Source organism: Paenibacillus sp. Pae15 (genome assembly GCF_024519685.1).
Classification (GTDB): Bacteria; Bacillota; Bacilli; order Paenibacillales; family NBRC-103111; genus Paenibacillus_G; species Paenibacillus_G naphthalenovorans.
In genome coordinates, this window is sequence record NZ_JALJRM010000022.1 from 1 (window position 1) to 23,315 (window position 23,315).

Annotated in this window: 26 protein-coding genes; 3 read left to right on the plus strand and 23 right to left on the minus strand. The window is 49.7% G+C overall.

Going from position 1 to position 23,315, the window contains the following annotated elements; all coding sequences use genetic code 11:
• Positions 1-804: 804 nt before the first annotated feature.
• From NR121_RS17475 to NR121_RS17585, 23 genes are all read right to left on the minus strand, one after another.
• Complete coding sequence (locus tag NR121_RS17475) at positions 805-1,590, minus strand: enoyl-CoA hydratase-related protein (RefSeq protein ID WP_256831568.1); 786 nt, start codon at positions 1,588-1,590, stop codon at positions 805-807.
• 46 nt (positions 1,591-1,636) lie between these two features.
• The gene (locus NR121_RS17480; protein ID WP_256831570.1) at positions 1,637-3,130 is read right to left on the minus strand and encodes an NAD-dependent succinate-semialdehyde dehydrogenase; all 1,494 of its coding nucleotides are present in this window, start codon (positions 3,128-3,130) and stop codon (positions 1,637-1,639) included.
• 22 nt (positions 3,131-3,152) lie between these two features.
• Positions 3,153-4,352 carry a thiolase family protein gene (locus NR121_RS17485; protein WP_256831572.1) on the minus strand — a complete coding sequence of 400 codons (1,200 nt, stop codon included), beginning with the start codon at positions 4,350-4,352 and terminating at the stop codon, positions 3,153-3,155.
• 16 nt (positions 4,353-4,368) lie between these two features.
• Positions 4,369-5,226 carry a 3-hydroxyacyl-CoA dehydrogenase gene (locus NR121_RS17490; RefSeq protein WP_062410799.1) on the minus strand — a complete coding sequence of 286 codons (858 nt, stop codon included), beginning with the start codon at positions 5,224-5,226 and terminating at the stop codon, positions 4,369-4,371.
• Positions 5,227-5,265: 39 nt separating this feature from the next.
• Positions 5,266-5,721: a 1,2-phenylacetyl-CoA epoxidase subunit PaaD gene (paaD, locus tag NR121_RS17495; RefSeq protein ID WP_054818472.1), complete on the minus strand. Its 456-nt coding sequence runs from the start codon at positions 5,719-5,721 to the stop codon at positions 5,266-5,268.
• A gap of 20 nt (positions 5,722-5,741) precedes the next feature.
• Positions 5,742-6,518 (minus strand): Phenylacetic acid catabolic protein, encoded by a 777-nt coding sequence (locus NR121_RS17500; protein ID WP_256831574.1) that lies wholly within the window; start codon positions 6,516-6,518, stop codon positions 5,742-5,744.
• 14 nt (positions 6,519-6,532) lie between these two features.
• A complete protein-coding gene (locus NR121_RS17505) occupies positions 6,533-6,808 on the minus strand; it encodes a hypothetical protein (RefSeq protein WP_256831575.1) in 276 nt (91 codons plus the stop codon).
• Between the two features lie 16 nt (positions 6,809-6,824).
• Entirely contained in the window at positions 6,825-7,742 is a 918-nt protein-coding gene (locus NR121_RS17510; RefSeq protein ID WP_256831576.1) for a Phenylacetic acid catabolic protein, read from the minus strand.
• Between the two features lie 32 nt (positions 7,743-7,774).
• The gene (locus NR121_RS17515; protein WP_074729121.1) at positions 7,775-8,950 is read right to left on the minus strand and encodes a thiolase family protein; all 1,176 of its coding nucleotides are present in this window, start codon (positions 8,948-8,950) and stop codon (positions 7,775-7,777) included.
• A 21-nt stretch (positions 8,951-8,971) separates the two neighbouring features.
• Positions 8,972-9,562 carry a TetR/AcrR family transcriptional regulator gene (locus NR121_RS17520; RefSeq protein WP_062410793.1) on the minus strand — a complete coding sequence of 197 codons (591 nt, stop codon included), beginning with the start codon at positions 9,560-9,562 and terminating at the stop codon, positions 8,972-8,974.
• A gap of 28 nt (positions 9,563-9,590) precedes the next feature.
• Positions 9,591-10,052, minus strand: a complete 462-nt coding sequence (locus tag NR121_RS17525) for a MaoC family dehydratase (RefSeq protein ID WP_054818466.1) — start codon at positions 10,050-10,052, stop codon at positions 9,591-9,593.
• Positions 10,052-10,468 (minus strand): acyl-CoA thioesterase, encoded by a 417-nt coding sequence (locus NR121_RS17530; protein WP_160327418.1) that lies wholly within the window; start codon positions 10,466-10,468, stop codon positions 10,052-10,054. Before NR121_RS17530 ends, NR121_RS17525 begins: the two co-directional genes overlap by 1 nt.
• 17 nt (positions 10,469-10,485) lie before the next feature.
• A complete protein-coding gene (locus NR121_RS17535) occupies positions 10,486-10,671 on the minus strand; it encodes a hypothetical protein (RefSeq protein ID WP_054818464.1) in 186 nt (61 codons plus the stop codon).
• Positions 10,672-10,702: 31 nt separating this feature from the next.
• Complete coding sequence (locus tag NR121_RS17540; protein WP_054818463.1) at positions 10,703-12,085, minus strand: phenylacetate--CoA ligase family protein; 1,383 nt, start codon at positions 12,083-12,085, stop codon at positions 10,703-10,705.
• 28 nt (positions 12,086-12,113) lie between these two features.
• A complete protein-coding gene (locus NR121_RS17545; RefSeq protein WP_054818462.1) occupies positions 12,114-12,821 on the minus strand; it encodes an ABC transporter ATP-binding protein in 708 nt (235 codons plus the stop codon).
• The gene (locus NR121_RS17550; protein ID WP_062410789.1) at positions 12,814-13,584 is read right to left on the minus strand and encodes an ABC transporter ATP-binding protein; all 771 of its coding nucleotides are present in this window, start codon (positions 13,582-13,584) and stop codon (positions 12,814-12,816) included. Before NR121_RS17550 ends, NR121_RS17545 begins: the two co-directional genes overlap by 8 nt.
• A gap of 37 nt (positions 13,585-13,621) precedes the next feature.
• Positions 13,622-14,557, minus strand: coding sequence for a branched-chain amino acid ABC transporter permease (locus tag NR121_RS17555; RefSeq protein WP_256831577.1), 936 nt, complete (start codon positions 14,555-14,557; stop codon positions 13,622-13,624).
• Positions 14,554-15,411: a branched-chain amino acid ABC transporter permease gene (locus NR121_RS17560; RefSeq protein ID WP_256831579.1), complete on the minus strand. Its 858-nt coding sequence runs from the start codon at positions 15,409-15,411 to the stop codon at positions 14,554-14,556. Before NR121_RS17560 ends, NR121_RS17555 begins: the two co-directional genes overlap by 4 nt.
• 23 nt (positions 15,412-15,434) lie before the next feature.
• Entirely contained in the window at positions 15,435-16,643 is a 1,209-nt protein-coding gene (locus NR121_RS17565; protein ID WP_256831581.1) for an ABC transporter substrate-binding protein, read from the minus strand.
• 355 nt (positions 16,644-16,998) lie between these two features.
• On the minus strand, positions 16,999-17,760 hold the full coding sequence (locus NR121_RS17570; protein WP_062410785.1) for an IclR family transcriptional regulator: 762 nt from the start codon (positions 17,758-17,760) through the stop codon (positions 16,999-17,001).
• Positions 17,761-17,918: 158 nt separating this feature from the next.
• Positions 17,919-19,193, minus strand: a complete 1,275-nt coding sequence (locus NR121_RS17575) for a TRAP transporter large permease (protein ID WP_174349609.1) — start codon at positions 19,191-19,193, stop codon at positions 17,919-17,921.
• Positions 19,193-19,687 carry a TRAP transporter small permease gene (locus NR121_RS17580; protein WP_174349610.1) on the minus strand — a complete coding sequence of 165 codons (495 nt, stop codon included), beginning with the start codon at positions 19,685-19,687 and terminating at the stop codon, positions 19,193-19,195. The genes NR121_RS17575 and NR121_RS17580 overlap by 1 nt, the downstream gene beginning before the upstream one ends.
• 144 nt (positions 19,688-19,831) lie before the next feature.
• Positions 19,832-20,863 carry a TRAP transporter substrate-binding protein gene (locus NR121_RS17585; RefSeq protein WP_256831583.1) on the minus strand — a complete coding sequence of 344 codons (1,032 nt, stop codon included), beginning with the start codon at positions 20,861-20,863 and terminating at the stop codon, positions 19,832-19,834.
• A 706-nt stretch (positions 20,864-21,569) separates the two neighbouring features.
• Between NR121_RS17585 and NR121_RS17590 the strand changes: the two genes are divergently transcribed.
• The 3 genes from NR121_RS17590 to NR121_RS17600 are packed head-to-tail and all read left to right on the plus strand — an operon-like array spanning position 21,570 to position 23,300.
• Complete coding sequence (locus tag NR121_RS17590; RefSeq protein ID WP_256831587.1) at positions 21,570-21,824, plus strand: YciI family protein; 255 nt, start codon at positions 21,570-21,572, stop codon at positions 21,822-21,824.
• Between the two features lie 40 nt (positions 21,825-21,864).
• Entirely contained in the window at positions 21,865-22,809 is a 945-nt protein-coding gene (locus tag NR121_RS17595; RefSeq protein WP_062410780.1) for a fumarylacetoacetate hydrolase family protein, read from the plus strand.
• A 2-nt stretch (positions 22,810-22,811) separates the two neighbouring features.
• On the plus strand, positions 22,812-23,300 hold the full coding sequence (locus NR121_RS17600) for a DinB family protein (RefSeq protein ID WP_054818450.1): 489 nt from the start codon (positions 22,812-22,814) through the stop codon (positions 23,298-23,300).
• Positions 23,301-23,315: the final 15 nt, after the last annotated feature.

Sequence of the window (23,315 nt, forward strand, 5' to 3'; positions counted from 1 at the left end):
TCATGCGGCCGGAAAATCAATCTACCATAACTCCGTACCGTTTGGCAACTGTTTTTTTATCCAGACTGAGGAACGAATCCTTTCGTCCAGACGCTGATTCAGTTGCAGTATTTTCGGAGTCACGGTTTAATAATCTATCATATTCGATTTCGTTTTGCAAGTCTTTTGGTTTCCGTGCTTGGGATCGTCCGCAAGCCCAGAGAAACCGTCTGACTTGTACCCTGTCTGCCTCGCAACAGCTCAGGATTAGTAATTTATCATATCTATTAACAAAACGCAAGCGGAATATTGTTCAATCCGGAATGGACTCAGCGGTCATTCTCCGTTGAAGAACCGGGAACGACCGCCGTATCCTGTATTCGGTTTGGTTCGTCCGGGGTTTACCCGGCATTCGAGTCCAATGTCTACTCCCTTGGTGATGATCATCCTTGTCTTCCTTGAGCTGACGTTCTTCATTGCTCTTCTTTCTTTAAACCAGCTACACTCTCCAGGTAAATATAGACCCCCTTTCAACCTAATGATAGCGGTTACAAAAAGATCCGTTTGTCAAGACTTAAAATGAGCACAGGCACAGCGCCCTATCTTTGTCAGAAGCATCAGGACAGCTGCCGAAGATCTGATCACATTTCGACAAACCGGTCCTGTGGGTGTTTCTTGAACTGACAGAAGACGCACAGGGTGCGATTCCGCTTCGACATAAAACTGCTTCAAGCTTGACAGCTAAAAGCTCCCTGGTTTGTTAGATAAAAAAAGCCGAGGATCCGTGACGGATCATCGGTCATCCGAAGCCTATTCTCCTGCTGATCACCTGCCTACAAACCGGGGCGCCCGCTTCTCCTTGAAAGCAGCCAGCGCTTCTATGCGGTCGGCTGTTGGAATGATGGCCTCATAAGTTTGAGATTCGATACGCAGGCCGGTCTTCAAGTCAGCCTCGCTTCCATATTGAATCGCATACTTGGCCTGCCTTACCGCCAGCGGACCGTTCTTCATGATTTCGTCCGCTAAATTCAGCGCGGGGCGCATCACGTCCTCCCCTTTCCCGGCTACGCCATTCAACATGCCCAAGGCCAATGCTTCCCCGGCGGTAATTCGCCTTGCCGTAAAAATTAGCTCTTTCGCCCGGGCCATCCCGATCAGCCGAGGCAGCCGCTGGGTTCCGCCGCCTCCGGGAACGATCGCCCAGCTGACCTCCGTTAAACCGATAAGCGCCCCTTTGACCGCATAACGAAAATCGCAGGACAGCGCCAATTCCAAACCGCCGCCGAGCGCATGTCCGTTCATCGCGGCAATCGTCGGTTGGGGCAGCTCTTCAATCATCGTGAACACATCGCGGATTTTCATCACATTCCGGCGCACCTCCTGCTCGGTAAGCGTTTGCCTTTCTTTCAAATCCGCTCCCGCACTGAAGGCTTTATCACCGGCACCCGTAATAATAACCGCATAGACGTCGTTATCCATTCGAATGCCGCTGACCGCTTGCTCCAATTGCACCAGCATCCGATAGTCGAAGCAGTTCAGCCTTTCCGCCCGATTCAAGGTAATGACCGCCAAATGCTCCCGTTTATCCAGCAAAACGAGCGACTCCTCCATTTTCCATCGTTCACCTCCAACCTATCTCTCTCAGGTCATCGTACCGCTACACTTGGATCGAAACGGTGACGGTTTCCAAAAAATCGTATAGCCCCTCTTTCCCCCCCTCACGCCCCCATCCGCTTTCTTTGACTCCTCCGAAAGGAGATTCAATATTGGCCGAAACGGCTCCGTTCACGCCTACGTTGCCGACCTCCAGCTTTTCGGAAATGGTGAGCACTCTGGAAACATCCTTCGTGTAGACAAAACCTGCAAGTCCGTAAGGCGTCGCGACGGCACGCGATACGACCTCATCCTCTTCCTTGAACGTAAGAAAAGTCGCTACCGGACCAAAGGTCTCTTCCCGGCAAATATCCATATGATCCTGAGCTCCTCTGATCATCACAGGCAGGTAGTAATAGCCTGAGTCCGAATCCACACCGTCTACCATCTTGCCGCACACTTGAGCCTCCGCTCCTTGAGCCACGGCACTTTTGACCAGCCGGTCCACCTTTTCAATCGCTCTTTGATGAATGAGCGGACCGATATGGGCTTCCTTATGATGCCCCGGTCCCACTTTCAAGGTATCGATTTGCCGATAAAACCGGTCAATAAACTCTTCCGCTATGGATTCATGTACGTAAATACGGTTAGGAGACCCGCAAACCTGGCCGGTATTTCTGAATTTGGCATACTGCAGGGTCTTTACGGCTCTCTCCTGGTCCGCATCCGGAAAAATAATGCACGGGGAATTGCCTCCAAGCTCCATATGCGTCTGCTTTAAATGCTGTCCCGCTTGTGCAGTGAGCAGACGTCCGACCTGAGTGGATCCGGTGAAGGTGATTTTCCGGACGGCGGGATGCTCGCAGAACACCTTTCCAATGGCCGCCGCATCTCCGGTAATGATGTTCACGACCCCTTGGGGAAAACCGGCTTTTTCCACAAGACGGGCGAGCATCAATGCCGTTAACGGCGTTTCCGGAGCGGGCTTGGCTGCAAACGTGCACCCTGCGGCGACAGAGGCGGCCAATTTTCTTGCCAGAATGCCAAAAGGGAAATTGAAGGGACAGATGGACACGACGACACCCACGGGTCGTTGCAGCACGAAAATCCGGTTATTCGGATTCGCAGGCGAAACCACGGTTCCGTTAATGCGCTTGGCTTCCTCCGAATACCAGCTTACGTAAGCGGAGGCCGAACGGATTTCCTCCATCGCTTCCTTCAATACCTTGCCCGATTCGGCGGTCAACAGAGAGGCCAACGGTAAAGCGTGCTCCCTCAATAAATTGGCTAACCGGTATAAATATTTCGAGCGTTCCCTCGCGCTGACCATCGACCAGCTGCCGAATGCGGCCTGAGCGGCTTCAACCGCTCGCTTCGCTTCTTGAGCGCCCCCTTTTGAAACGTAGGCAATCACATTTTTCGAAGAAGGGTCTTCGACTGGCTCCCATTCTCCGGACCGGCCCTCGACCCATTGTCCGTTAATGTACATCTTCAGTTGTTCACCGTGCTCGATGAATTCCAACCAAGGAAAGCTTTGCGCGTTTATTTGCACACTCATATCCAACCTCTCCCCCATTTCATTACACAGCTTCGACAATCGCTGCGATTCCCTGCCCTACGCCGATACACATCGTGGCCAAGCCCCTTTTGGCTTTTCTGCGTTTCATTTCATGCACCAGAGTGGTCAAAATTCTTGCCCCGCTGGCGCCCAGAGGATGCCCCAAAGCAATCGCTCCTCCATTGACATTCACGATCGACGGATCCAGTTCCAACCCCCGAATACATTGAAGCGACTGGGAAGCGAACGCCTCGTTAAGTTCCACCAGGTCCAGATCGGAAACGCTGAGCCCCGCCCTTTGGAGCACCTTTTGAACGGCCGGAATCGGGCCCAGTCCCATCACATCCGGTTCGACTCCGGCAACGGCTCCGGCCACAAATCGGGCTAACGGCTTTACGCCCAGCTCCTTCGCCTTGTCGGCACTCATCAACAGCAGGACGGAGGCGCCGTCGTTGACTCCGGAAGCGTTGCCAGCAGTAACGGTACCGCCACTGAACAGCGGCGGTAATTTCTCCAGCTGCTCCAGCTTAAGGTTAAAGCGGGGATGCTCATCCTGTGCGAAGGACGTCCGGTTCCCCTTGGCATCCTCCACCGTAACGGGGATGACCTCATCGTCAAACCGGCCCGATTCCCAGGCGCGCTGCGCCTTGTGCTGACTTTGCCATGCGAATTCATCCTGATCCGCCCGGGAAATGCGATACCGGTCCGCTACGATTTGGGCCGTTCCGGGCATGCTTGTCGATCCGTACAAGCGCTCCAACCGGGGATTGACGAACCGCCAGCCGATGGTGGTATCGTACATTTTCACATCGCCGCGGGGATATTCGGTTTCCGCTTTACCCATGACAAGCGGCGCCCTCGTCATGCTCTCCGTTCCTCCGGCAAGATAAATCTCGCCGGCACCGGCGCCGATGCTTCTCGCGGCGTACATCACCGCATCCAGCCCCGATCCGCACAAACGATTCACTGTCGTTCCGCCTACTTCCAGCGGCAATCCGGATAATAGAACCGCCATCCGGGCCACATTGCGATTGTCCTCCCCCGCTTGATTCGCGCACCCCAGAATGACATCTTCAATGTCCTGAACAGGCACCCCCGGGTTGCGATCAAGAATAGCCCGTATGGCGGCGGCGGCCAAATCGTCCGGACGTACCGATTTAAGAGCGCCCTTATACTTTCCTATCGGAGTTCTGACCGCATCGACGATCACAGCTTCTTTCATGAACGATCACCGTCACTTATTCTTTTTTCCCATACTCGTATACGCCTCTTCCGGTTTTGCGCCCTAAACGGCCGGCCTGCACATATTTGACAAGCAGCGGACAGGGCCGGTATTTTTCCCCCAAGGTTTGATGCAAATAGCGTAAATTGTTCAGCCGCGCATCCAATCCCACAAGATCCGCAAGCTCCAAGGGCCCCATCGGATAATTCAAGCCCAGCTTGATCGCTTTATCGATTTCCTCGGGAGTTCCGACTCCCTCCATCAGCATATAAAAGGCTTCATTGCCTACCAGGGCGCTCATCCTGCTGGTGACGAACCCGGGGAATTCGTTAATCGTCACCGTTTCTTTATTCATACGCCCGGCGACCAGCTGAATCAGCCGCACCGTCTCATCGCTCGTTTCCAGACCCCGCACCAATTCGATCAGCTTCATTTTGTAGGCCGGGTTAAAAAAGTGCATGGCCATGACTTTATCGGGACGCCTCGTAAACGAACCGATTTCGGTAGGGCTCAAAGTGGACGTGTTGCTGACCAGCAAACCATGCGCCGGAGCATGCCGATCGAGCATCTCGAAGATCTGCTTTTTCAAATCGAGCTTTTCCGTTACGGCTTCAATCACCAGATCCGCCGCTTGGACGCTGCCTTCCAAATCCGAGTGATAGGAAAGGCGCTCCTTGGCCGATGCCGCTTCTTCAAGCGTTAACTTGTTTCGTTGGACCGCGCCTGCAAAAAGCTCTTCTATTTCCTGCCGGGCGCTTTGCAAAACCTGTTCATATTTATCGACCAGCTTCACATGAAAACCGGAAACCGCCCCCGTGTAGGCGATGCCCCGGCCCATTACGCCGCCGCCGACAACAACCAGCTGTTCAATCAAAGCCTGTTCCCTCCCGTTAAGCGGATCAGTCATGCCGCCTTAAGCCAAATGCTTCATCTTTTCAAAAGGATTTTTGCAATGCTTGCAATAGTAAATCTCCTTGCACAGCGATGATCCGAAAGGGCTGTCCCGCACGATATGCTTGGAGCCGCAGTAGGGGCAATGAACGACCCCGTCCGCAGCCAAGGCAATCCCGTACGTTTTTAATGCCGTTTCCCCGTCGGAGCTGATTTTCTGAGATGTCCAGGATGAGGTAAAGCTCCAGCCCACTTCGGCTCGTTTGCCCGGAAATTGCTCCTCCAGGACGCCGATCACCAGCTCGCGTATATGTTCCAATGCGGGGCAGCCGGAGAAGGTGGGCGTTAGAACGACTTGAATGTGCTCCGGGCCGCAGTCAATGTTCTCGACAATACCCAGATCCACGATGCTGACAGGCAGCTCGGGATCCTCTACCGATTTTAGCGCCTCGCGTACCGCTTGTTTCTCCGCATCCATACGAAATCACCACCTTCGCTTTATCCCCAGACCATGTCCGGGTTTTGACGGTAAACCAAAGTAAATTCGTTGTACAACGGCATAAAACCGGAAGAGTGCAGTCCATAACGTCCGCCTTGTACCGACAGATTGCCGATCATCTCTTGTTCAGGGCATGGAATCGATAGTCCCAATTGGATCAATCGGGGATTCAATTCGTCCAGGCATTGCTTTAGCAGCGACTTCGCGCTGACCGAATTTAGGCCGTATTCCGCGGAGACGCGCTCAATTAACGGATCGGCGAAAAAATCGGAGATCAGCGGGTAAATTTGCCCGGCCGCTTTTTGCAGAAGCGATTGGCCTTGGCTGTCTTCCGAAATGAAAAGAGCCCATTCCATCCAATGCTCCAGATGAACGGCCTCCTCCCGCTTCATCAATCTCAGAACATCTTGCAGCCCCGAATCCGGGATTTCTCCGCCGAAGGACAAGCGCACGCCGTCGCAAATGTCATAGATGAGCTGCTTCATCACCAGCCGGGCCCAATCGTACTCATACCAATATTCGGCTAACCGGGAGACCTTGATTTGTTCCGGCAGCTTCCCGTAGATCAAATGATCTATCTGCTTTTCGCCGGTCGTATGGAGGTTCAGCAGCATCCTGCAGTGTCCGATCTCATCCTGGGAGATCGAACCGATGGCGATGTTTTCTTCCAGATCGGGTCCATATTCATATATTTTTTTGGTCAGCAAATGGCCTACCCAAAACTCGTCTTCCGCCCATTGATTCACAAAGTCGATAAGTACCGTATTTTCCTGCATGACAGCCCCTCCAATCAGACGTTGTACTCCATAGAAGCCAAGCGATATTTTTTATCTTTCGACATGCCCAAAAATTCGGTGTCCTGAAAATAGATCATGTGCTTTCGATTCACAATGCTCAGCTTCACGCAATTCTCGCGGCGGGCAAAAATTTCTCTGGCGCTGTGAAGGGCCAGGATCTCGCTCGGCGCCCGCACACTGCCTACATGAATGGCGGAGCGGTCCGCTTTTTCTTGAATGAATACCTCATATAATTGCTGTTTGCTCGTATCGTGTTGAGCCTGAGCCATACCGGTTCACCTCGCATCATGCCGTTTGGATTTTACTGCCCTTGTTCATCAAATCCCTGATCCATTGATAGTTTTCGTAGCTTTTACTTACGCTTTCTCGCCAATATTCCGAGGAAGGACCGCCGCCGTTAATCACCGCTTTGACCTCTTCCCAATCCGGCTCGGTATAGGACCAGGTTCCTGTTTTTGCATCTTTGGCTAATTGCGGATCTTGAAACTTGTAGCCCAAAGATTCCACCAGAGGAACAATCTTATCCAACCAGCGCGTGCGAATCGTGTCATTGGTGTCGACCTTGATTCTCCATTTCAAGGCATTGCTTGGCGCTTTGCCTTTCTCCGACGGACCAAAGTAAGCCAGCATCCGCGGATACCAGAGATCGAATGCATACTGCACGGTTTCCCGCTGCCGATCGGTGCCATGTGTCGTCAGCTGTTGAATCATATTCACGGCCAGGTTGTAATGGAAGGACTCTTCCTTCATGATTTTTCTCAGCGCCCGTTGATAGGGGAGGTAGCTGCCCTGCACCAGCGATTGAAATTGGACGATCGCCCCGGTGTTTTGCAGCAGCATAGCCGCAACCATTTCCTCATAAGAGCCGAAGGAGTAATGAAAAATATTCAACAGCTTGTTTTTGCGTTCAATATATCCTTCAATGATTTCTTCCCGCGAGTAGCCCAGATCTTCACAGGCCCGAATGAGAATATGAGCGTGGCCCATTTCGTCCTGAGATTTTGCCGCGTACATCATTTTCCTGACAATCGAAGGGGTATAAGGAATCCACTGGGACAGCATCATCGCGCCTACAATTTCGGCTAACGCCTGAAAGCCCATGACTCTCGTCACTTCCTTTTTGTATTCCTCCGGCATCCAATCGGTCGAATCGACTTTCCCGCCGCCTTCCACATGCTGAAAAAAAGCTTGAGCCGTCATCATATCGTATAGCCTCCTTTTTTAATTACTGTTAATTAAAATGCTTTGCAAAAAATATGCACGGCCAGAGCAGCCGAATCATTCCCTACTCTTCCGCCGGCATTTTCCGTTAACCCTACTCGGGCTCCCTCCACTTGTCTTGCACCAGCCTGGCCTCTTAGCTGCCACACGATCTCACAGATTTGAGCCAATCCGGTCGCTCCGCTGGGATTCCCTTTCGAAACGAGTCCACCGCTCGTATTGACGGGAATGGTACCGCCAAGCGTTGTTGCCTTCTCCCGAAGAAGCTTGACGCCTTCCCCTTCTTTACAAAAGCCCAATGATTCATAAATGAACAGCTCTACCGGTGAAACGGAATCGTGAACCTCCGCTACATCAATATCCGTAGGTTCCACTCCCGCCAGCTCGTATGCGCGTTTGGCCGCCCGCTCCGCCGCACGTTCGCCGTCCTCGGCATAAGGCGCTGAAGAATTGACTACGGAAGCCAGGACATCGACCGGTTCGCTTAACGAAGTGCGTTTGGCATACGCTTGGCTGGAGATCACGGCCGCAGCGGCGCCATCGCCTATAGGAGAGCACATCAGCCGGGTCAAAGGATCGCTTACCATAGGCGAGTTTAATATATCCTCTACGGTAATCGGGTTTCTGTATTGGGCATACGGATTAAGGGAAGCATGATACCGGTTCTTTTCCGATATGAGAGCAAATTCCAGCGGACTCACTCCGTATTTATCCATATAGGCTCTTGTTCTTTGGGCATAGGATTCGATGAAAATACTTCCCTGCATTTCGCCGTCCTTGATCAGCTCCACGTCTGTTGCGGCGGCAAGCGCCTTTAATGTCCGGGAACGGTCTGGATGGAACAGCTTCTCTGCTCCAACGACGAGAACCACATCGTATTGTCCCGACTTGACCGCCATATGGGCCAGATTGAACGCAGTAGACGCGCTTGCGCAGGCATTCTCCACATTATAGACGGGAAGTCCCGACAACCCGGAATCCCAAAGGCTGACCTGGCCCCGAACGCATTCCTGACCCGTGACGAAGCCGGCCATGGAATTCGCAAAGAATACCGCCTGGATTTCTTTTTTGTCTATTCGGGCGTCTGCCAGAGCTTCTGTGATTGCGCTTTGTGCCAAGCTCCTCAAGGTTTCGTGCTCATGCCTGGCAAATCGGGTCATCCCGACTCCGAGAATTTTCACAGGGTTCATGCTGAAGCCCCCTTCTCTCAACTACTTTTTTTCCAAACCGCTCAAAATCATTTGAGTAAATTGCCGGCTGACTTCCTGAACGCTGTATTTCTTTTCCGGCTTGAACCATTTATAAAGCCAGCTGCACATCCCCAGAATCCCGTTAACGACCAACACAGGATCCAAATCCACGAAATCGTTGGTTTTCACCCCTTGAGCGTAAATATTTCTGAGAACACGGATGAATTCTCTTTCGCGGGCGGTAATCAACTCCGTGTGATCTTCGGACAATTCATATTTATCTTGAAAAAATACCGTGAAGAAATCGAGATTATTGGCAACCAACGCGGAATATTCTTCTATCACCATTCTCAATTTGTCTTTAGGATTCATGGAATTTTCTGCGATCCGATTCATGGAATCCAGCCCTAATTTCATCGTCCGTTGGAAAATTTCATATAGAATCTCCTGTTTACTATTGAAGTGATAATAGACAGCCGGTGCAGTAATTTCCAGACGATCGGCAACATCCTTCAAGGTTGCGCTTTTATATCCCTTTTCCTGAAATATCCTAGCCGCCTGGTCTATGATTTCCTCGCGACGGAGATGGTATTTCTGGCTTTTAGATCCCATGACTTAGAACACCTCTAAACGATATTTACTAGATGACATTCGGCTTCGAATGAACCAATACGACCGCCCTGGATTCCACGACCTCATGACCGTGCTGGTTCACGCATCGCCCTGCAAGCTCAACGAATCCCGCTTTCAGCTTCTCTTTATAGGTCAGGGCTTCGATGGTCCATCGGGTGGTTACGGTATCGTTGGCGAATACCGGCTTGAGGAATTTGCCGCTGATGTTCGTGTTGGCCACGGCTGTACCCGCAAAAAAGTTTCCCAACGACGACGCCATCACACCAAGCGTGAAGGGCCCGGGAAAAATCCGCTTTTGAAACGGGCCTTTTTGAACAAAGGTTTCATTGACATGCACAGGATTGAAGTCGCCAAACAAGGCACTTCCCAATACCAAGTGCGTTTCGGTCAATGTAACGGAGGAACCAAATGCATCGCCAACCTGCAAATCATCGAAATACTTGCCCTCGACAACACCAATAATTGCCATTATACCCTAACTTCCTTTCTTATTGTATCAAAGATTCGATACAAATCTCCAGAAATTTCAGTTGCTTTAAAAGATTCCAGGTCAATAAAGCGGTGATGGGTTTTGCCCGTGCAGATCAGTTTTTCTTGTTCCGCGCGGATGATTTTATATTCGCATTCGAAGCCTTTGGCCGATAAATGTTCGATTCGGGCATGAATGATCAGTTCGTCGTCCAATCTGGCCGGCGAAAGATAGGAAAACTCCGAGCGAATCACCGGTGTTGCCACATTGTATTGTTCCGCCATCCTTTTGTGCGACAGGTTATATTTGCGCAAGACTTGTGCTTGCGCTTTTTCTGCAAATGCCAAATATCTGGCGAAATAGACCACTCTGGCATAATCTACATCGTCAAAATCGACAACCAGCCGATACTCCAATCCAACCCCTCGCTTCATTATTCATAATCGTGGATATACTCCACATGGAAAGGATCCACCGTCATCACCAATTGTCTTGAAAGAGCCAACATGAGAATGGCTAAATTTTTGATGCCGGGCACATCATGCTGACAAAGCCGTTTAAGGTTCTCGTGCGTTTGAAATACCAATTCCTCCGTATTCATTTCCAGCTGCTTGCTCATGTTTGATTCGCCTCCCGATTCTTATTTTGCCTTATTTCGCCGTATAGAAAATGCGGTCGCGGTCTTTGCTGCGTTCGTCGGTCCAACGGCGGACTTTAAATTCAAAACGCGGCAAGCTTTCCTTCGCTTCCGTGACTTTCATCCGGACCCCGACTTTATGCCGGATCTGATCCTCCAATAAGCAGAGCATTTCCCGCTTTCTGTCCTCCGATACGAAGCTTTTGAATTCCAACGTGATCAACACCTCTTCTGTTCCGTTCTCCTCCATATACACCTTGCCCCGGTATTCTTCCACTTCATCATAATGGAACAGAATGGATTCGATAGCGGCAGGCCATACATTGACGGCCTTGATTTTGATCATGTCGTCGTATCGTGCGATGCTTCCGGCCTCAAAAGCATCGAAGGCGCGACCGCAGGAGCAGGTATGATGCGGCAGGAATACGACTTTGTCATCGGTCGAGAACCGGATCAGCGGAGCCGCTTCGCGATCCAGATTCGTCAATACGATTTCGCCTTCTTCCCCCGGCTTCACCGGCTCGCCGGTTTCCCGGTTGAGCACCTCGACATAGGACATGTGTTCGAAGATGTGAATATGGCCTCGAGTCCCGTTATGCAGAACCCCGTGCTCGCATGTAAACCCAAGTCCGCCGCCCTGCTGCGTTGAACCGTACATTTCAAAAAGCTTGGCGCCCCAGAAGGCTTCCATTTTCTCGACCCAGGCGGGGGAGTAGCATTCCGTAGCCAGCATAATGCTCTTGAGCTCCGGAAATTCCTTGCGCGGGTCAATGCCCATTTCGGTACAAAGCACGGATAACCGTGTCAGGTAGGCAGGCACGATGGTGATTTGATTCGGCTTGAAACGAAGCATCATTTTCAGTTTGTCCTCGGATCTTTGGGTGCCTACATGCATACTCAACACGCCTAGATGCACGTAAGATTGCGTCAACGAATCCGGACCCGCCAATTGTCCCGCCGAGCCGGGCCACGTATTGTAACAGGTATCTCCCCGGTTTACCCCGGACCAATGCAGACCCATCGCCCACGTTTGGCCTGCGTATTCCTGATCTGCTCGGCTTCGACCGTACACTTCCTGTCCCAATCCGGAGGTTCCGCTTGTCATATACAGACCGATCAATTGCTCCTTTTTCATCCATGTCCGGCTGCCGAAAGGCGGATTGGCCTGCTGATCGGCGACCAGATCTTGTTTGCTGATTCTCGGCACCTTGTTCCGGAAATCATCAAAATGACGGATATCGTCGGGTTTGATCTTGTGCCGGTCAAATAAATTCCGGTAAAACGGATTGCGCGCATATTGATGCTCCAGCAAAAATTTGAGCTTTTTCCATTGCAGTTGTTTGATTTCTTCCCGGGTCAGCTGTTCCAATTTCGGATTGAATAAGCGTCGGTTCATCTTCATTCCTCCACTATGTTGGATTTAATTACGCACCCATATACATCTTTTGGATATCGGAATCTGCGGATAATTCGGAAGAGCTCCCTTCCTTCAACACTTTTCCGTGCGATAAGACATAGGATCGGTCCGATACATGTAAGGCGGCCTTCACATTTTGTTCCACCAGCAGAATCGAGATATGCTGATCCCGCAGCCTGCGGATGGTTTTGAAAATTTCTTTCGTAATAATCGGAGAGATCCCTAAGGAAGGCTCATCGAGCATCAGTAATTTAGGCTGTGCAATAAAGCCGCGTGCAATCGCGAGCATCTGCTGTTCCCCTCCGCTTAGCGTACCGCCTTTGTGATGGAGGCGTTCGTAAAGTCTCGGAAAGAGCTCGAACGCTTCCTTGATTTTCCGGGCTACCTTCTCCTTTTCCCTTCTCCAACGGAAGGCACCCAGCTCCAAATTTTCAATCACGGTAAGCTCCTTGATGACTCCCCTGCCTTCCGGCACATGAATCAGTCCGGCCTCGACTCTTTTGTAATCCGGCATATGGGTGATATCCCTGTCCATAAAGGTGATGCTGCCCTTGTAGGCGGGATTCAATCCGGATAAGGTTCGAAGCAGCGTTGTTTTGCCGCCCCCGTTCGCGCCTAAGATGCTGACGATTTCCCCTTCCATCACTTCCAGCTGTACCTGCTGCAAAACATGGATTTTGCCGTAGCCCGATTCCAGGTTTTCCACCCTAAGCACTGATATCCTCCTCTCCCATATAAGCCTGAATCACATCACGGTTGCGGTTAATGTCTTCCGGGGACCCCTCGGCGATTTTCTTTCCGTTATTCATCACCACAATGTCATCGGAGACCTCCATGACGAGTCCCATATGGTGCTCCACCAGCAAAATGGTTATGCCCATTTGGCGTATTTCGCGGAGAACGCCAACCAGGCGTTTGGTCTCGCTGTCATTTAATCCGGCGGCCGGTTCATCCAGCAGCAGCATCCTGGGTTTTGCCATCAAGGCTCTGGCTAACTCAAGCAACCGCTGATACCCGCAGGGAAGCTCGCTTGCCGGCGCGTGCAGCCAATCGGACAGCCCGATCTGGCCGCTCACCCGATGCGCTTCTTCCAACGCTTCTTGTTCTTCTTTACGGGAGATCATACTGCGTATACTGCTTCGGAGCATGCCCGCCTGGAAGCGCTTATCATAGCCGACCAACAAATTGTCCAGAACGGTAAATCCGTTGCTGTCAAACATTTTGACGCCTTGAAAGGTCCGAATAATCCCGTAATGGGCGATCTGGTGCGGCTTTCTTCCCGTAATGGCCCGGTCTTCAAAAATCACTTGACCCTCCGTCGGGGCAAAATTCCCCGATATGATGTTGAACATGGTGGTTTTCCCCGCTCCGTTCGGGCCGATGAGGGCTTTAATGCTTCCTTTCTTGATGTCGAAGCTCACTTGATCCACAGCTTTCAAACCGCCAAACATTTTGGAAATCTTCTGTACCTGCAGCATCGAAACACCTCCATACCGTTGGGCTGATTCGGTCTCGTCACACTTTGCGCCGTTGAAAGAACCTTTTTTGTAAAACACCGTAGATGCCTTTAGGCATGAACAGCAAAATGACGATGAGCGCCGCCCCGGTCAGCAATATTTTATAATCCTTAAATGAATGCGTCGTTTCGACCAGCAGCACCCATACGAAGGATCCCAGCAGGGGACCGTAGATGACTCCGTGACCGCCAAGCAAGGACATGACAACCAAATCGACGGAAAGGGCCAAGCCGAAAATATCCGGCGCGATAAAGCTCAAATAGTTGGCCATCACAAAACCGGCCGCAGCCGCATACATCGCGCTGACCACGAAAATCTGAAGCTTCACCTTCCCCGTATAAATGCCCAAGGCCGACGCCGCTTCTTCATTGCTTTGGATCGCAACCAAGGACCGCCCCGTGCGTGTTCGGGTCAGATTGCGGGCCAGAATAAATCCGACTCCGAAAATAACCCAGGCTAATATAAAATAGCCTCTTTCACCCAAGCTGTTCGAAAATACGGTCAAGGAATTCACGGACATTCCCGAAGAGCCGCCGGTGAGCGGGAACATCGATATCGCCAGCGCCTGAACCAGAAGGGCGAAACCCAGCGTGGCAATAGCCAGGTAATAGCCTTCCAGCTTCAAAATCGGATAACCGATGATGAACGCCACAAGCGCTGAACCGATCAGAGCAATCATAAAAATGAGAACCGGATGTACGCCATGCTGGCTTAGTATGGCTGTAATATAGGCTCCAAGTGCGATAAAGCCTCCGTTGCCGAGCGAAATTTGTCCGCCGTATCCCATCAGCATTTCCAGGCCGGTGGCCGCTAAAGCGTAGATTCCTACAAAGGTAAGCATGCTGTACAGATAGTGATTGGGAGGAAGCACAGCGAGCATGATGGCGACCGGCACGATAACAACGGTCCAAACGGCGATTTGTTTTTTTCTCATCGCTTAAACCCTCCTACTAACCCTTTGGGCATAATAATGAGGAGCAGGAGCAAAAATACAAGCGTCATCACATCCTTGTACTCCGATGAAACGAATCCCGCCATATTGCTCTCGAATATCCCGAGCAGCAGTCCTCCCAGCAAAGCCCCGACCGGACTTCCCAGCCCTCCGAGAATCGAGGCCACCAAACCCTTTACGACAAAGACAAGTCCCAAGGTATAATTCATCAGCAGCAGAGGCGCGATCACGACGCCGCTTATGGCGCCGATTGCACCGCTTAAACCAAAGGCGATCATTCTCATCTGGTTCACGCGGATGCCGGCAAGTCTTACGCTCTCAGGATTCGAGGAGCAGGCCCGGAACGCTTTGCCGTAATACGTTTTATGCAGAAAATAGTAGAGCCCGCCGTTGATCAGAACCATGACGGCAACAATCACCAGGACCTGGTACTGAATCGTAATGTCGCCCCATTTGACGGCGCCGGCCCAAACCGGCTCGGCCGTTTTGGACTGTTTGCCGAACACCAGCATGGAAATCCCTTGTAAAGTAATCATGATGGCCAAGGTCATGATAATTTGATTAATCAACGGCGAGGAAGAAACCGGCCTCATCAAGGAACGCTCGATGATCAGTCCGACGATTACCGCAATGAATACCGCTGCAATAAAAGCCAATACGGAAGGCATATAACCGCTGAGTACAATAAATGAAAGCGCTCCCATTGTAAAGTATTCGCCTTGGGACAAATTAATCACTTTGGAGATCGAGAAGACTAACGTAAATCCCATGCCGATCAAGCCGTAGATGCTGCCTAAACTGATTCCCGTGATCAGGCTTTGCAAGACATTGTCCATAGGAAATCCCCTTTAAAACATATTTACTCGAGCAAGGACCATTTATTATCACGGATCTCTACGATTCTCAACGTTTCCGGAGACAGTCCGATCCGGTTGTCTTTGGTAAATTTGAAGGTTCCGTTCACGCCGATTATGCTCTCCCCCCCGTTTTCCAAATAATCCTTGATCTTCTGCGGGTCGGTTCCAGCCTGTTTCAAAGCATGATAAGCGACATTTAATGCATCGTAACCGAAGCCTTCGATATAACCGGGTACATAGTTATGATCCTTTTGAAAACGGGAGATGAATGTTTCCAAGACTTGCTTTTGCGGATGATCGTCAGGAATTTGCTCGAATGCCGTAATAATTCCTCCGGCGGCCAGCACTTTATCATTATCGATTTTTCCGATCAAGTCCAGGAAAGCTTGTGTAGCTGAAGAATGGGGAGGCAGCATCGGCACATTCAGCCCGATTTCATCCATTTCTTTCCTTACCTTGACGGCAGGCTCCCCTGTCACGAACGAAATCACAGCATTCGGCTTGGCTGCCATAATGGAAGTCAGCTGCGGCTTCATTTGGATATCGTTCATATTAAATGATTCTCGTTTGACGATATTGACTTTATACTTTTCCGCGTACCGGGCAATCGCTTTGTCTGCGATCTGTCCCAAGGCATCGTTGGGATTGAGGACACCGATATTGTTCAAGCCTTTATTGGCAAAGTACTGAAACTGACGCTCAATGACCTGATCCGTGGAATGGACGACCGCCCAGCCCCAGCCAATCTTCGGATCCGGGATGTAACCTCCCGACATCGAGATCATGGGAATTTTGGCGGATCCCGCCGCCTGCTCCGCAGCGTTGGAGGTCGGCGTGCCGTTCGGGCCGATGATCATCACGACCTTATCCTCATTGATCAGACGCTTGGCCCAACGGCTTGCCTCTTCCGGTTTGGATTGGTCATCGTAAACGATAATCTCAAGAGGATGGCCATTCACTCCTCCCGCTTCGTTGATTTGCTTTTTCAAGGTTTCAACGGCACGCTGTGTGCTTTGTCCCAGCCATCCGGCCGGACCCGTCAGAGAGAGTATTGTGCCGATTTTATAAGCTTCATTGCCCTTTGGTCCAGCGGATGGTTGGTCGGAGGCTGGATTCGTCTCTACCTGATGATTGGCGGACGGATTAGCGCATCCGGCTGCCGCAAGCATACAGATCATGATGAAAATAAAAGGAAGCTTGAACTTTTTCACCACTGCATTTCCCCCTCTATGGAAATATTTTTAAATAAAGCGCTTTCTTTTTTGGGGTAAAAAAATAAGGGAACTGCAATCAACGTCCTGATGGATGAATGCGAGTCGGCTGTCAAAATACGATATTTCCAATGTCAGCTCGTCAAATTGGCATCAAGCCTCACCTCCTGTGATGATAAAATTTTAATGAACGTTAAGTAAAATATACTGTAGAAACTTCTCTTTGTCAATTGATTTTTCGCACTATTCTGATATTGGTGTTTGTGACGGTTTGAGCTTGTTTGTCCATTCTCGTTTAATAAACAAAAGAGGCGAGCTCCTGCTCCCCCTTTCAGTGAATGATTATAATACTTCTTTATGCTTTATATCCAAAGGATTGCGAGACCTCTTTCATCATCTTTAATAAATATTGGCTTGTCACATCATCGATTTGCGTCGGGATCGTATGCGAAAAACCAACGACAACGATGACGGCGAGCAATCGCTTTTCAAAATTAAAAACCGGAAAGGCTATGGAGGATATGCTCGGAACCAGCGGTTCCTTCGCAAAAGATATAGCGTTCTTACGGACAATTAAAATTTCGGATTCCAGACGATGCCTCTGTTCCTCGTCAAGCTTGGCCAACTGCTGCTGTTTCCATTCCCGGATGAGATGTTCTTCCATGAAAGCCGCAAAAACCTTTGCGGTGGCCGACATAATGGGAAGAAACGTGCCGATTTGAGCCCCGATGTTCAGTCCCTGCAGACTATTGATAATTTTCACTACCATCGGTCCATTGTGAGACCACGTCGTCAGCAGTACGGTGTTTTTGCAGGTCCGGTTGATTTCCTGAAGAAAAGGCGTCACCCGCTCGATCATGTTCTCCCGGTTGATCGCTTTCATACCGTACTCTACCAGCTTGCTCCCAAGAGTATACAGGCCGGTTTCCTTATCCCTGTAAAGCATCCCGATTTGAGTCAGCGTATTCAGATACTTGTACAAGTTGCTCTTGGTGATTTTTGTTTTTTCGTATATCTCGTTGAACTTCAACGGTTTGTCATAAGAAGCGACTAATTCAAGGATCTCGTTGCCAACCTGCAAAGACTGAATTGTCGTACTTGTTTTGGAAGCAGCCATTTTAGACAACCCTTCTGTAATTGACCTCTGTATACAATATAAGATAATCATATCCAATGATCAATATCTCCCCATCACTTGACAGTTAAACGAGACGATCATCATCCCTGAGAAAGGCGTTCTTGATGATGCCGGATGTTGTCAACAGAACAGCCATGTCATTCCATCAGCTTATTCGGCAACCAGGTGGTTAGCGGCGACCAATAAGTAACCAGGAAAAGGATCACAAGCGCAACGATGAGAAAAGGAACAACCGATCGAATGAGCGTCTCAAACTTCACTTCGCCTACTGCCGAGGCAATGAATAAGCCTGCTCCGACCGGCGGTGTGAGCAGCCCGATGGTAGCGTTCAAACAAACGATAACGCCAAAATGGATCGGATCAATTTCGAACGCATGAACAAGCGGCATGAATATCGGCAATAACACAATCAAAACGGCCATCTCGTCCATAATAATACCGATAAGCAGCAGGAACAGATTCACCAGCAGTAAGAACACAAAAGGGCTCGAGGTCAGCGTTCCCATAAATTCGACGATTTTTTGCGGAATTTGTTCAAACGCCATGACCCATCCAAACAAGTTCGCCGTCGAAATCAGCAAGGTCACCGCAGAGGTGGATATGGTTGCACCCACTAATATTTTGGGAAAATGCTTGATTTTCAAGTCCCTGTAAACAAAGAATCCGATCAAAATCGCCAAGAAGCAAGCGAACGCCGCAGACTCGGTTGTTGTGAAAATACCGCTTAGAATCCCGCCCACAATGACAGCGGGAACCGATAAAGCCGGCAATACCTTAAAAAAACTGGAAACTATTTCTTTCCATAATGCTTTTTCGGATCTCGGAAAACTGTGCTTGTAGCCTAAATATGCGATTAAGAGAATAAAAGCTGCCGCAAGTATAAGCCCCGGAATAATCCCCGCTATAAACATCTTGCCTATCGAAACTCCAGATCCTACAGAATAGATGATAAACAGCATACTGGGCGGAATGATAGGTCCCAACAGCGCAGCCGATGCCGTAGTTGCCGCCGCAAATGAACGGCTGTAGCCTTCCTTCTCCATCTCGGGAACCATGATCCGCGACATCATTGCCGTCTGGGCCGTCGCGGAACCAAGAATAGAGGCCAGGAACATATTCGCAATGATGTTGACGTAAGCCAATCCTCCGCGAAAGTGACCTACGAGCTTTTTCGAAAAATCGATTAATCTTCCGGTAATGCCGGCTGAGTTCATCAGCTCGCCGGCCAGCATAAAGAGCGGAATAGCCAACAGGCTAAAGCTTTCGACTCCTGAGTACAGACGCTGCGGAACATTATTGAACAGAACCATATTACCGTCCAGCCCGATATAGGCTACGCTAGTAATCCCAAGCACCAATGCGATGGGAATCTGAATGGCCAGCAGGGCGAAAAAAATGAGTAAAATAACCATTATATTCCCTCTCTACGTTGTTTTTGAAATACGCTTGCAAATAAATCCAACGAATGTATAGCCATAAATAACAGCCCCAGGGGAATGCCTATATAAGGAATGATCATCGGTAAGCCGACGGCCGGCGATTTTTGCAGCAGGATAGAGGGGTTCGTTATCCATTTCAAAGATAAGCCCAGAGCAAAAATGCAAAAGGCTAATGAAATAAAAAAAGCAATTCCCAAAAAGATGCGTCTTGTGTTTTCCGACAGCCTTTCCATAATAAAGCTTACGGCCGCCGCCTTGTTGGTTTTGATACTCATGCTTCCGCCAATGAAGGTCACCCATACTAAAGCGAATAATCCAAATTCGTCCGACCAACTCAGAGGTGAATTTAAAAAATAACGAAATATAACCCCTAACATCAGGGAAGTGACCATAAACGACAATATCAGAATGGCTAATATTCGTTCTATGGAAAAGACGGCATCACTAAGTTTGCGAACGAAGGTCATACGTACAACTCCCTTGGATGAATATCATAAGCTCCCATAAGTGCGGGTAGAAAAGAGAGGTGGTTCCGGACAAGGGAGAAAAGCAAAGCTTTCCCCCTCGCCGGATCATGAAATAAGAAACCAAGGCATCGCAACAGCTATAGACTACTTGTTCTGATTTTCCTGAATGAGCTCTTTAATCAATGCGTTGCTGGAATACTTGGTATAAAGTTCGTCGCGGACGACCTTAAAGCTGTCATTATTGCTCAATTCAGAAACCGTTGCGCCTTTTGTTTTCAAATTATCCAGGTTCTGCTTTTCCAAATTGATCGATTCCTTGTTCCCCCAGTCCACAGCCGTTTTCATGGCTTCGGCTACTATTTTTTGATCTTCCGGCGACAAAGCTTCCAATTTCGTTTTGTTCGCGATCACAACCCCCGGCCACGCCATATGATTGGTCAGCGTAAAGTTTTTAGCGGTTTCATAATATTTTTCGGTCATCAAAGCATCAAGGTCAATATCGATCCCGTCGATCACGCCTGTTTGCAAAGCCGTATACACTTCCGGCAGAGGCATCGGAGTCGGACCGGCGCCTACGGCCTTCCAGAAATCTTGAATGGACGGGCTGCCGAGAATACGAATTTTTTTGCCCTTCAAGTCTTCCGGTTTGGTGACTGTCGTACTCTTCATCAAAATATGGCGGTTCCCCGCAAAAATATAGTCCATCCCGACAAGCCCCTGATTGCTCAAGCCATCCAAAATTTTCTTCGCCGCTGTGGAATTCCGCGCAGCCGCAGCTTTCTCAATGTCGCTGAACAGGAATGGCATGAACCAAGCATTGAATTCTTCCGAACGGGTACTCATGTAGGCGTTCGTTATAATCCCGAAATCGAGCGTGCCGGTCTCCAGCTGCTGCACCATGTCCTTTTCTGCCCCAAGTTGTCCCGCCGGGAAAGTCTCCACTTTCATTCGGCCGTTAGAACGCGCTTTCAATTCTTCATTGAACTTGTCGGCGGTCTTATGCCAAATGTGTGTAGGCTGCGTAATATGCGCCAGTTTGAACGTGTACGTTTTACCTCCCTCTCCTGCTGCTTGCCCTTCATTGGAGCTTTTGGTTTGCGTTCCGCCTCCGCAACCGGCAAGAATGAGAGACATGCTCAGCGTCGCGGCCAATACGAGTGAAAACGTCTTTTTCATAGTTTAAAATCCCCCTATAAATTGTTTTTTTATAAATTCATTGCATCGGGCATCCAATGTTTCATGGTGATTTCATTGCAGGTTGAATGAGCTCTTCCGTCATGAAGAAATCGCTTTCATATTACTTGCAACGATTGAAATTACGAAGGCTGCGGCATACAACAAGCATCCTGCCGGGTACTCTTTTCACTCCTTTCCTATGCCCGCAATCCCATCTCTTCTACCCGGCGCAAAGATTTCTCAGCATGTATCCTCCAATACTCTCCAACACCCGATAATTCGAAAACGCATACATCTTATCAAGTAATCATGGATCGGGATTAAATTGATTGGGACTAGATAACGATAATATGTGAATTAAGTTCTCTATGTTTATATTATATAACTCTGTTATGAAGTTTCTGTCAACATTATTTTTTTGAAGCAAGCCTCATCGCACCACGAATGACAGACGCTTCCAAAGCCTGCTTTTCTCGCCTGTAAACTACTGCTTTACGCAATAGAGACGATAGTTTTAAAAAATCGTTTGAAAAAATATTCATGTTTTGATATTGACAATCATCAGGCGGTCATCGTTATAATAGAAATATAAATGAGAACTTAATTCTCTATTTGTGGATTGCAATCCAACCGAGGTGATTCACAACCAGCGTTACTGTGTTATCCTTGATTGCTGACTATCCAAATCAAAGTGAGGTGAATCCCATTGAAAAAATTTCTCGTATTCATTGAACGCAAACCGGGCTTTTCCGGGAATTCCATACCGGAGCATCGTCAATTTATCCAAAGCTTGCGGGAAAATGACATCCTGGTATCGGCCGGCGGTTTTAACGATCAAACCGGCGGTGCCTATGTCCTTCAAGCACATTCCCTTGAAAGCGCAACCCAAACCATGAAGCAAGATCCCATGTACATGGAGAACGAATGTATCTATACGATAAAGGAATGGAACGTTCAGTAAAATGTAAGGGCTTTAATTTTGGATATAAGGAGTTATAACCATGAAATTAGTGAGCTTTAGTTATAACGGGATTACCCGGATCGGCTGCATCGCAGACGAGCAGATCATCGATTTAAATTTGGCGTACCGCAGCATGCTTGAATCGCAAGGCGTCATCCGGGCCGAGCAAATCGCAGAAGCCTACATTCCTGCCAATATGGTTGAATTTCTTCAAGGCGGACAGCAAAGTCTCCAATTGGCCAAACAGGCGATCGAATATGTTCGGCAGAATGAGGCTGCCTTGAAATATAAGGCGGTTCACCCGACTTCAGATGTAAAATTGGAAGCTCCGGTGCTCAACCCCGGGAAAATGATTTGTGTCGGCCATAATTATCGCGAGCATATTTTGGAGATGGGACGCGGACTCCCCCCCGTTCCTGTCGTATTCGCCAAGTTCAGCAATACCATCATCGGCCCTCAGGATGATATTCCTTTCTTCCCGATCTCCGAGCAGCTTGACTATGAAGCGGAATTTGCTTTTGTCATTGGCAAGCGGGCCAGAAATGTATCGCAGGATCAGGCACTGGATTATGTAGCCGGTTACACGATCGTCAATGATGTGACATACCGCGATTTGCAGCGAAGAACCCTTCAATGGCTCCAGGGAAAAACCGTAGAAGGTACGGCCCCTATGGGTCCATGGTTGGTGACGAGCGACGAGCTTGATGATCCGACCGGCCTGGAAGTCGTGCTTACCGTCAACGGCGAAGAGCGTCAGCGTTCCAATACAAAAAATCTGGTGTTTACCGTTGCGTATTTGGTCGAGTTTTTATCCAACCTGATGACCCTCGAGCCGGGCGATGTGATTTTAACAGGCACACCAGGCGGCGTAGGCGTAGCCCGTGATCCTCAAGTGTTCTTGAAGGACGGAGACGTGGTTCGAATTGAAATCGACCGCATCGGGGCGTTGGAGAATCGGGTATCCAAAGTCGAAGGAGGACAATAAGCATGAGCATCCAAGAGGCGATCCGCTCCATCCATGACACGATAGATGACATTGTGCGCGTGTCCAAAGGATTATCCGAAGACATCATTCGCTGGAAGCCCGCCGAGGATAAATGGTCCGTGATCGAAGTATTGTGCCATGTGGAAGAAGCCACTCCTTTTTGGTTGAATGAAATTCAAGCGTTGGTGAAATCCCCGGGTATCGAGTGGGGACGCGGACTTCAGCATGAAGGCCGGTTAGCCGCCGTAGCTGCGGCCGGCGGGCGCTCCACCGGCGAGGTTCTTCAGGGCATTGAGAGCTCCAAGGCGCAAGTACAGGCGGTTCTCGGCACGCTTACCGAGGAAGATTTAAAGGCGGAGGCGCCGAGCCGCAACCCCCGCTTTGGAACCAAGCCGCTGCAATTTATTGTCGATCATCTGTTGGTCGAGCATCTCATCACCCACCTGAACCAAATCAACCGCAATATCGGACAGTATCGGGAAGCGCATTAAACCCTAAACCCCTTG